At 70.3% G+C, this 9,724-nt stretch carries 2 protein-coding genes; both read right to left on the reverse strand.

What is annotated here, in order from left to right; all coding sequences use genetic code 11:
- Positions 1–13: 13 nt before the first annotated feature.
- On the reverse strand, positions 14–8,254 hold the full coding sequence (locus AC4MBH_RS24080; protein WP_491797953.1) for a PKD domain-containing protein: 8,241 nt from the start codon (positions 8,252–8,254) through the stop codon (positions 14–16).
- A gap of 318 nt (positions 8,255–8,572) precedes the next feature.
- A partial coding sequence (locus AC4MBH_RS24085) for a Gfo/Idh/MocA family protein (protein ID WP_491797954.1) occupies positions 8,573–9,724 on the reverse strand: 1,152 nt, incomplete at its 5' end.

Genomic DNA, 9,724 nt, shown 5'->3' on the forward strand with positions numbered 1-9,724 from the left:
TGCGTACGTCTGGTCAGCGCCGGACGGTGAACCGCCACTGCTTGACGGTCCGGTTGCCGGCCTCGTCGACCGCGACCAGGCTCACGGCGTGGCGCCCGACGGACAGCGCTCGTCCGGGGGTCCATGTCATCCGGTCGGTGCGGGCGTTGTACTTCAGGCCGCGCACCGCCTTGCCGTCGACGCGCAGGCTCAGGTGGCGCTGTGCCAGCTGGGTGCCCGCGTCGCTCACGGTCGCGCGGACCGTGGGGGTGCGGTCACGCGTGCTCCCGGCGGGGCCGGTCGCCCGGACCGACGGACCGCGGGTGTCGACCCGCCAGGTGTGGACCGCCGGCGAGGCGTCGGTGTTGCCCGCCGCGTCGGTGGCCCGGACCCGCAGCCGGTGGACGCCGTCGCGCAGGTTGCGCAACGTCGCCGTGGCGGCGCTGGACTTCCACGCGCCGTTGTCGAGGCTGTACTCGAAGGTGCTGCCGGCCTCGCTGGAGCCGAACCGGAAGGTCGCGGTGCGGCTCTTGGTGGCGCTCCTCGGGCCGGAGACCACCCGGGTCTGCGGAGCGGTGGTGTCGGACTCGCCGGTGACGACGACCTGGACCTCGGCGGTCGCCGTGGCGTCGTGACCGGGCATGTGGCCGGCGTGGGCGCTGCCCACGGTGACCTTGGCCGTGTAGGTACCCGGCTCGGTGTAGGTGTGGTCCACGTCTGCGCCCTCACCCGTCGTGCCGTCACCGAAGTCCCAGTCGTAGGTGAGGTCGGCCGTGCTCGGCGTGAGGTCGACGCAGCCGATCCGCTTCGCCATGTTGTCCGGGTCGTGGATCACGATCGAGACGGCCTTGGCGCCGGCCCGGATGGGCATGATGTCCTCGACCCGCCCGCTGGCCCCCTGGGCGTTCGTGGTGAACGGCAGCCAGATCTCGTTGGCCTCGGCGTACGGCTGGGTCTCGTCGAACCGGAAGTGGGGTCCGCCGTTGAGCTCCCCACACTGCAGCTCGTGCACGTGGACCATGTGCGACGCGTTCGGCTTCAGGCCGGTGACGTCGAGCATGGTGAAGGTCTCGCCGCGTCGACGGACCATCTCGGCCGTGCCTGCCAGGTCTGCGTAGGCCGTCGTGCCGTCGGCGAACGGCTCGAACCCACCATCGGTCGTGACCTCCGTGGAGAACTCCACGTCGAGCGGAGCCGCACCGGTCGACGGCGACGCCGTCGCGGTGACGTCGGGGGCGACGAAGCCACCCACCACGACCTCCACCGTGTCGGTGCCCTTGTTCCCCTCAGGGTCGGTGACCGTCAGCGTGGCGGTGTAGGTGCCGGTCTGGGTGTAGGTGTAGGTCGCCCGGGCGTTCGTCGCCTTGTCCGCGTCGGTGCCGGGGACCCCGAAGTCCCACTCGTAGGTCAGCGTGCCGCCCTGCTCGTCCTGGGCGCCGCCCATGAAGACGACGTTGAGCGGTGCGTTGCCGGTCGTGGGGTTGGCGCTGGCCGTGACGACCGGGTTCACGCCGCCGGTCACGGTGATCACGTAGCTGCGCTTGAACTGCGCACCCTTGCTGTCGGTCACCGTCAGGCTGGCGGTGTAGCGACCCGGGTTCACGTAGTTGTGGTGGGCGTGGTCCGACGTCGAGGTGTCGGACGGCAGGTCGGACTCGCCGAAGTCCCACAGGTAGGTGAGGGTGTCGCCCACGTCCGGGTCGGTGGCGTTGGCCTCGAAGTGGGTGTACAGCGGGGCCGGACCGGTGCGGGGGTCGACCGTCGGAGCAGCCGTCGGCGCCGTGTTGCCGGCCGCCTCGACCACCACGGTGCCGCGCATCATGCCGCCGTGGATCGAGCACCAGTACTCGTAGGTGCCCGGCTTGGTGAAGGTGTAGCGGACCGGCGCCCCGTTGGGGTCGCGGTAGTCCTGCAGCTTCGGGTCCCAGTCGTCGGCGGAGTCGAGCGAGGTGATGTCGTGGGACATCGTCGCCCGGTCGAACTGCCACTCCACGGTGTCGCCGGTCTTGACGGTCACGGTGGAGGTGCCCACGTCGGCAGCGTTGGCGCTGCTCGTGGTGACCCACTGGTTGGTGGTCGTGGTGTCGACCGCGTCGACGACGTACGTCTCGCCCTGCGACGCGGGGTCGACGGTGATCTGCACCGTGTCGGTGGCGGTGGCCCCGGCGGTGTCGGTCACGGTGACCGTGGCGGTGTAGGTGCCCGCCGCGGTGTAGGTGAACGTCGCGTCCGGACCCGTGGCGCGGTCGGCGTCGCCGGCCACCCCGAAGTCCCAGGCGTAGGTGAGCTGGTCGTCGTCGGCGTCGGTGCCCACGGCGTTCAGGTCGACCTCGAGCGGGGCGGTGCCGGAGATCGGCGTGGCCGAGGCGGACACCTCAGGCGCGGTGTTGTCGGCGCACTCGCGCTCGGGGGCCGCTCCGAACCAGGCGAACTTCGCGGTCGCGGACTCGGTGGCGGGGCCGCGCAGGGCGTAGGGACCGACACGCGTGTCGGGACCGAAGCCCTGCCGGTCGTCGCCGGCCGACTGCCAGGTCTCACCGTCGACGGAGTACTCACCGCGGAAGGTGACGCCGTCGGCCGAGGAGATCCGCAGGTACACGGTCTGGGGGAAGTCGGCAGGCAGGAACGGCCCACCGAAGTCACCGCCCGGGCCGGAGTGCCAGTTGCCGGAGAACTCGTTCTGGCCGTCGGCGTTGCGCAGGAACTCGACCCAGCGGTTGCCGCTGCCCTTGTCGACGAAGGCCAGCTTGAGGTAGCTGTCGCTCGCCGGGTCGTGCATGACCAGGCCGGCCTGCTGCCCGCCGGCGGTGCTCGCCAGGGTCAGCTTGGTGACGGCGGTGTAGGCACCCTCCGGCATCGACTGGAGGATCAGGTTGGGCGAACCGCCCCACAGCTCGTTGGGGCCGGTCTCGATCTCGAGGTTGCCGTCGACGACGTCGTAGAGGGCGGGGTCCTCGCGCAGGATGCTGTCCCAGCGACCGGTGTCGAGGGCAGCGGCGAAGTCGTCGCTGCGCGAGCAGGACGTCATCGTGGGCTCGGCGATCGGCACCTCCGGGTACTCGAGGACGGGCTCGCCGGCGAACCGGACGTACTCGTACTCGGCCACGGGGGCGGTCGTGGCGGCGCCACGCAGCGCCATCACGCCGACGCGCGGGGCGTCGATGCCCGCGAGGGCCCGCGGGACGCCGACCTGGGTGAAGGTCTCACCGTCGGTCGAGTAGTGCCCGGTGAGGTTGGTGCCGTCGGACTTCACCCGCAGCCAGAAGGTGGTCGGGAAGTCGGCGGGCAGGAACGGGCCGCCGAAGCCGGCGCCACCGGTGTGCCAGTCGCCGTTGAAGTCGAAGCTGTTGTTGGGGTCGCTGCTCTTGAGGAACTCGATCCACTCGTTGCCGCCGGTGCTCTTGCGGACGAACATCAGCTTGGCGAACCCGGAGCCTCCGGCGCCGGCGACCACGAGCCCGGCCTGCTGGCCCTCCTCGGTCGGGTCGAAGGACAGCTTGGTGGTGACCTCCCACTCGCCCTCGGGGGCGGCCTGGGTGATCACGTTGGGCGCGGTGTTGTACTCGCCCGGCCCGGCCTCGAGGCCGAGGACGCCGTTGCCGACGTCGTACAGCTCGGGGTCGGCCCGCCGGATGTTCCAGTGACAGTTGTCGAGCAGCTCGCTGTCCTCGAACTCGTCGGAGCGACGGGGCTGGTCGCACGGGGGCTCCTCGCCCGGCACGGTCGCCGAGATCGCGAAGAGGTGCAGCTTCGGGTCGTCGGGCAGCGTGATGCTGACCAGGTCCTTGTCCTGGACCGGGTAGGACTGCGACCAGATCCGGACCCGCGGGCCCGTGTCGCCGCCGGAGAAGTGGCGGTGCGGCATGTCGACCGCCGTGGTCTCGCCGAACTTCGGCCCGACCGCCCAGTCGGTGAAGCGGAGCTGCACCGTGGAGGTGCTTCCGTCGCCGTAGGTGATCGTGGCCGGCTGCTGCACGTCACCGTTGTGCGCGGAGGCCAGGACGCTCAGGCCGGTGAAGCGGCCGGTCGGGAGCGGGATGACCTGGCCGTCGGCCTCGACGTTGTTCATCTGGCCGTCGACGGAGCTGGGGAACTCGTAGTCGACGCCGTCGACGACCAGCGAGCCACCGTTGGGACGCAGTGCCGCGGGGAACGTCTCGCTGGCGAAGAGCCAGCCGCCGCCGTCGAAGTTGCCGTCGCCGGGGTTCTCGTGGTTCGAGATGCCGTCGTTGTTGAAGAACGGCGCCAGGTCGGCCACGGCCCGGCAGGCGCCGGACTCGAGCGCCCGGACGCGCACCGTCGTGGTGCCCTCGTTGCCGTCGGGGTCCTTCACCGTGAGCGTCGCCGTGTAGGTGCCCGGCAGCGTGTAGGTGTAGGTGGGGTTGGCCTCGGTGGAGGTGTCGTCGGTGACACCGGCGACGCCGAAGTCCCAGGCGTAGGTGACGGCCTGGCCCTGCGGGTCGGTCGCCGACCCGGCGAAGACGACCTGGAGCGGGGCGACGCCGCAGGTGGGCGTCGCGGTCGCGGTCGGCACCGGGTCGGTGAGCACGGTGACCGGACGGGCGTTCACGGACTGGCCGCGGGTGCCGTCGACGTCGACGGGCGTGACCTTCGCGGTGTACGTCCCCTCGGCGGTGTAGGTGTGCTCGACCTCGGCCGCAGCACCGGTGACGACGGCAGAGCCGTCACCGAAGTCCCAGTCGTAGGTGAGCGCATCGCCCTGGCGGTCGACGCCGTCGGCGGTGAAGGTCACCTCGAGCGGCGCACCGCCCCGGACCGGGTCGACCTCGACGTCGTTGACGAACGGCTCGTCGACGGCGAGCTCGCGGATCTGGACGTTGCGGAAGGAGACCGCGTCGGCGTTGCCGTGGTTCTGCAGGCCGACGTAGCCGGTGTCGCCGCGGGAGCCGTCGGAGGTGTAGCGGTTGACCTCGACGCCGTTGAGCGTCATCACGTAGGTCTGGCCGATCACCCGGATCTCGTAGTCGTTCCACTGACCGATCGGCCGGGGGTTGCGGGCGTCCTCCCGGTCGAAGTTGTAGACCGAGCCGGTCTTCTGGGGCTCGTCGTTGGGCTGCCCCTCCTTGATCTGGATCTCGTGACCGTTGTCGACGGCCACGAAGGGGTCGTTGCCCGGGTCGGGGAACCGCGTGAAGACGCCGGAGTTGTCACCCTCGTCGCTGAGCTTGAACTGCAGCTTGAGCGAGTAGTCGCCGAACTGCTTGGTGTTGTTCCACAGCAGGCCGAGGCCACCGAAGGACTTCATCTCGCAGTCCTCGACGGTGAACCCGCCCGGACCGGACTGCTTCCAGCCGTTGAGGTTCTGGCCGTTGAACAGCAGCGTGTAACCGGCCTCCGGGGTCGGGAGGGTGGCGCACGCACGGCGGACGACGACGCCGACCGTCTTGGTGCTGCTCTTGCCGGTGCTGTCGGTCGCGGTGACCGTCGCGGTGTAGCTGCCGGCGGTGGCGTAGGTGTAGGTGGCGTTCTGGCCGACGGCCTTGTCGGCGTCGGTGCCGGCCACGCCGAAGTCCCAGGCGTAGGAGATGGCCTCGTTGGCGTTGTCGGAGTCGGTGGCCGTCGCCGTGAACGCGACCTGGTGCGGCGCGGCACCCTCGGCCGGGGTGGCGGTGGCGGTGGTGATGAACGGCGCCACGTCGGCAGCGACACCGGAGCCGGTGAAGCTGACCTGGTCGAAGTTGATCTCGCCGCCGCCGGTGTAGACGAAGAACAGCGGGCGGCCGCCCGGGTCGGCCACGCGGCTGGTGATCTCGCCGGTGACGGTCTTGTAGAAGTACAGGCCGTTGGTGGCGCCGTTGAGCGGGATCCGAGCAGCGACCGGACCGGTGGCCGAGCCGGCGCGCGCCTCGATGGCTGCGTCAGCGGCGGGCGAGCCGGAGTAGGTCACCGAGATGGTGCGCATGTTGACCAGGCTCATGGGGGCGAAGTTGATCGAGTTGCCGTTGCCCATGCCGGTGATGATGCCGCCGGCGCCGGGACGCGTGCCCGACTTGTCGTCGTAGCCGGTCTCGCTGACACCCGAGCGGCCGGTGGCGTGCTCGGCCTGGCGCAGCTTGGGCTGGAGGGTGATGAAGTCGCGGCCCTCGAGCGGCTTGTTGGTGCCGGCGTTGGCGCCGCTGTCGGCGTAGGAGGCCGAGAGGACGCCGTAGGTGTTGGCGTCGGGGCCGTGGTCGGTCGACGCGGCGGTGTTGAGGACGCCGGTGCAGCCCTTGACGCTGAGGTTGGGGTGCACGTGGATGTCGTGGCCGAGGCCCTCGGAGACGGTGACCTTGGTGCAGTCGATCGTCTCCTCCCGGTCGGTGACCCCGACGGTGAAGTTCAGCTTGTCGCCGGCGTCGAAGAAGCCACCGTCGACCGGTGCCTTGAGGTCGACGACCGGACGGGTGTTGCCGACGTTGACGATCACCTGGGAGGTGGCGGTCTTGCCGGTCGGGTCCTTGACCGTCAGCACGGCGGAGTAGTCACCGGCGGCCGAGTAGGTGAAGGTCGGGTTGGCCAGCGTCGAGTCGACGGAACCGTTGTTCTGGAAGTCCCAGGCGTAGGTGAGCGCACCGCCGTCGGGGTCGCTGCTGCCGGCGCTGGAGAACGTGACGGCCAGCGGCGTCCCGCCCTCGGACGGGGTCGCGGCGGCCTTGGCGACCGGGGCCTGGCCGTTGACGGCGTAGTCGATGCGGACGAGCTTGGTGTCGGGCGAGCCGGAGAAGAAGCCGGAGCCGTACTCGAGGACGTAGAGCGAGCCGTCGGGGCCGAACTCCATGTCACCGGGGGCGAAGAAGCCGGTCATGAAGTCGTTGATCGAGGCGATCGACCCGTCGGGGTTGGTCTTGACCTCCTTGATCCAGCCGCGGCTCATCTCGGAGATGAAGACCGAGCCCTCGTAGTCGGCCGGGAAGGCGGTGTCCTTGGCCTTGGTGTTGCGCGACTGGCGGTAGACCTGCGCGCCGGTGGGGGTCGAGCCCTCGACCTGGGGGTACTTCAGCGGACCCGAGGTGGAGTAGGGGATCCACGGGTTGGTCATCGGCGGCAGGTCGGTCAGGCCGGTGTTGCTCGGGGAGTCGTTGACGCCCTTCATGCCGGTCGGGTCGTTGCAGGGGAAGCGCTTGGGGGTGCCGTCGGGGTTGGTCTTGAAGCGGTTGGCCACGAAGTCCCAGTCGACGTAGGCGCCGCCGAAGCCCTGGTTGGCCAGGTCTGCGCCGACCTCGCCACCGCAGTAGGGCCAGCCGCCGTTCATGGCGGTCGTGGTGCGGTTGAACTCCTCCTGGTGGCGCGGGCCGCGGTTGGGGTCGTTGGTGCGCGAGTCGGGACCGACCTCGCCCCAGTAGACGGCGTTGGAGTCGGGGTCGGTGCCGAGGCGGTAGGGGTTGCGCAGGCCCATCACGTAGATCTCGGGCCGGGTCTTGGCGGCGTCGGCCGTGGGGTACTTCGCGGTGGTGTACTTGCCGCCCTCGCCGAACAGGTTGCCGTCGGGGATGTCGTAGGACATGCCGGGGCTGGACTCGGGCGGGTTCTCGTCGCCGAGGTCGTCCGAGCGCGGGATGACCCGCAGCATCTTGCCGCGCAGGTCGTTGGTGTTGGCCGAGGAGTCCTGGGCGTCGTAGTCGTTGCGGCCGGGACGCTCGTCGTGCGGGGAGAAGCCACCGTTGTCGGAGGAGGAGGTGTTGTCACCGGTGGTCAGGTGCAGCACGCCCTCGCCGTCGAACTGCAGCGAGCCGGCGGAGTGGCAGCAGATGTTGCGCTGCGTGCCGACCTCGAACAGGACCTTCTCCGACGTCTTGTCGATGAAGGTCTCCCCACCCTGCACCTGGAGCGTGAGCCGCGAGAGCCGGTTGCGGTTGAGCGACTCGGGCAGCGGCGCGTAGTAGACGTAGAGGTGGTTGTTGGTCGCGAAGTCGGGGTCGAGCGTGATGCCCAGACCGCCGTCCTCGAGCCCGCTCCACACGTCCAGCTCGGTGTTGAGCATGATGATCTCGATCGACCCGTCGGCGGGGTCGTACATCTGGATGTCGCCGGCGCGGGTGATGAAGAAGACCCGGCCGTCAGGGGCGACGGTGAGCTCCATGACCTCGCCGAGGGTGTTGCCCTGGCCCAGGACGACCTTCTGGAACTTGCTGAGGTCGGGCGCCGCAGCAGCAGCGGCGGCGGGCGCAGCGGCGGCGGGCTCGACGACCTCGGCGATCGTGGCGGGAGCGGCTTGCGCCGGCTCGACCGCCGCGGCTGGGGTCGGCAGCGTGCCGAGCACACCCGCGGCCACCACGGCCGTCAGGACGGCTGCGAGGGCACGCCTCGGCGTCCAGGAGAGGGAACGTCGGGGCCGGGGGCCCCCTGCAATCACCGAGCTGTGGGACATGAGGCGTCGGTCGCCCTTTCGAGAGAACCCGGCGATCTGGGGATACCACCGTGGCGATCGTCACACTAGGGAGCGGGTTCTGCCGACGTCAATGCATAAGTCCAGGAAGTTTCGAGCCGGTTACGGCAGATGTGTCGCCCGGAAGCCCGAAATGCCGAGCACCCGGCGCGCCGACGGGCGCTCCGGGTGCTGGGGACGGGCTCGATCAGCCCGGTGTGGTCGCGGTCAGGCGGGAACCGGCTGCCACGACCGGCTGTCGCTGCTGGTCTCGACGGCGCCCAGCACGCGCTGGACGCGCAGGCCGTCGGCGAAGGTGGGGGTGGGGGTGGTGTCGGTGGCGATGGCGTTGACGAGGTCGACGACCTGGTGGGTGAACCCGTGCTCGTAGCCCAGGCCGTGGCCCGGTGGCCACCAGGCACCGACGTAGGGGTGGGTGGGTTCGGTGACCAGGATCCGGCGGAACCCGGCGGTCTGGTCGGGTTCGGTGGCGTCGTAGAAGTCCAGGACGTTCATGTCCTCGAAGTCGAAGGCCAGGCTGCCGCGGGAGCCGTTGATCTCGATCCGGATCGCGTTCTTGCGGCCGGTGGCGAACCGGGTGGCCTCGAAGACCCCCGCGGCGCCGCCGCGGAACCGGGCCAGGAACATCGCGGCGTCATCGACGGTGACCTGGCCCTTCTCCGTGGTCCCCGCTGACGCGGTCCCGGACAGGCCCGCGTGCTGGTCGGCCAGGGGGCGTTCCTTGACGAAGGTCTCCAGCTGTCCGGAGACCTCGGCGATGGTGTCGCCGGTGATGTGCTGGGCCAGGTCGATGATGTGGGCGCCGATGTCACCCAGGGCACCGGAGCCGGCCTTGTCGCGGTCCAGGCGCCACGACATCGGGGCCTCGGGGTCAGCGATCCAGTCCTGGAGGTACTGGGCACGGACGTGGCGGATCTCCCCGACCCGGCCCTGCTCGACCATCTGGCGGGCCAGGGCGACCGCGGGGACCCGCCGGTAGGTGAACCCGACCATGGCGTGCACCCCGTTGGCCGCAGCGGCCTGGGCGACCCGGGTCATCTCCTCGGCCTGGGCCACCGAGTTGGCCAACGGCTTCTCGCACAACACGTGCTTGCCGGCCTCCAGGGCCGCGATCGCGATCTCGGCGTGGGTATCACCAGGGGTGCAGATGTCGACCAGGTCCACATCGGCACGCTCGACCAGGCGACGCCAGTCGGTCTCCGACCCGGCCCACCCCAACCGCTCGGCCGCGGCCGCGGTCCGCCCGGGATCACGCCCACCCAGGACCTGCATCACCGGACGCAACGGCAGGTCGAAGAACCGGGCAGCCGTACGCCAGGCCTGGGAATGAGCGGCACCCATGAACGAGTGGCCGACCAT

The organism is Nocardioides sp. WJ219, from assembly GCF_058559815.1.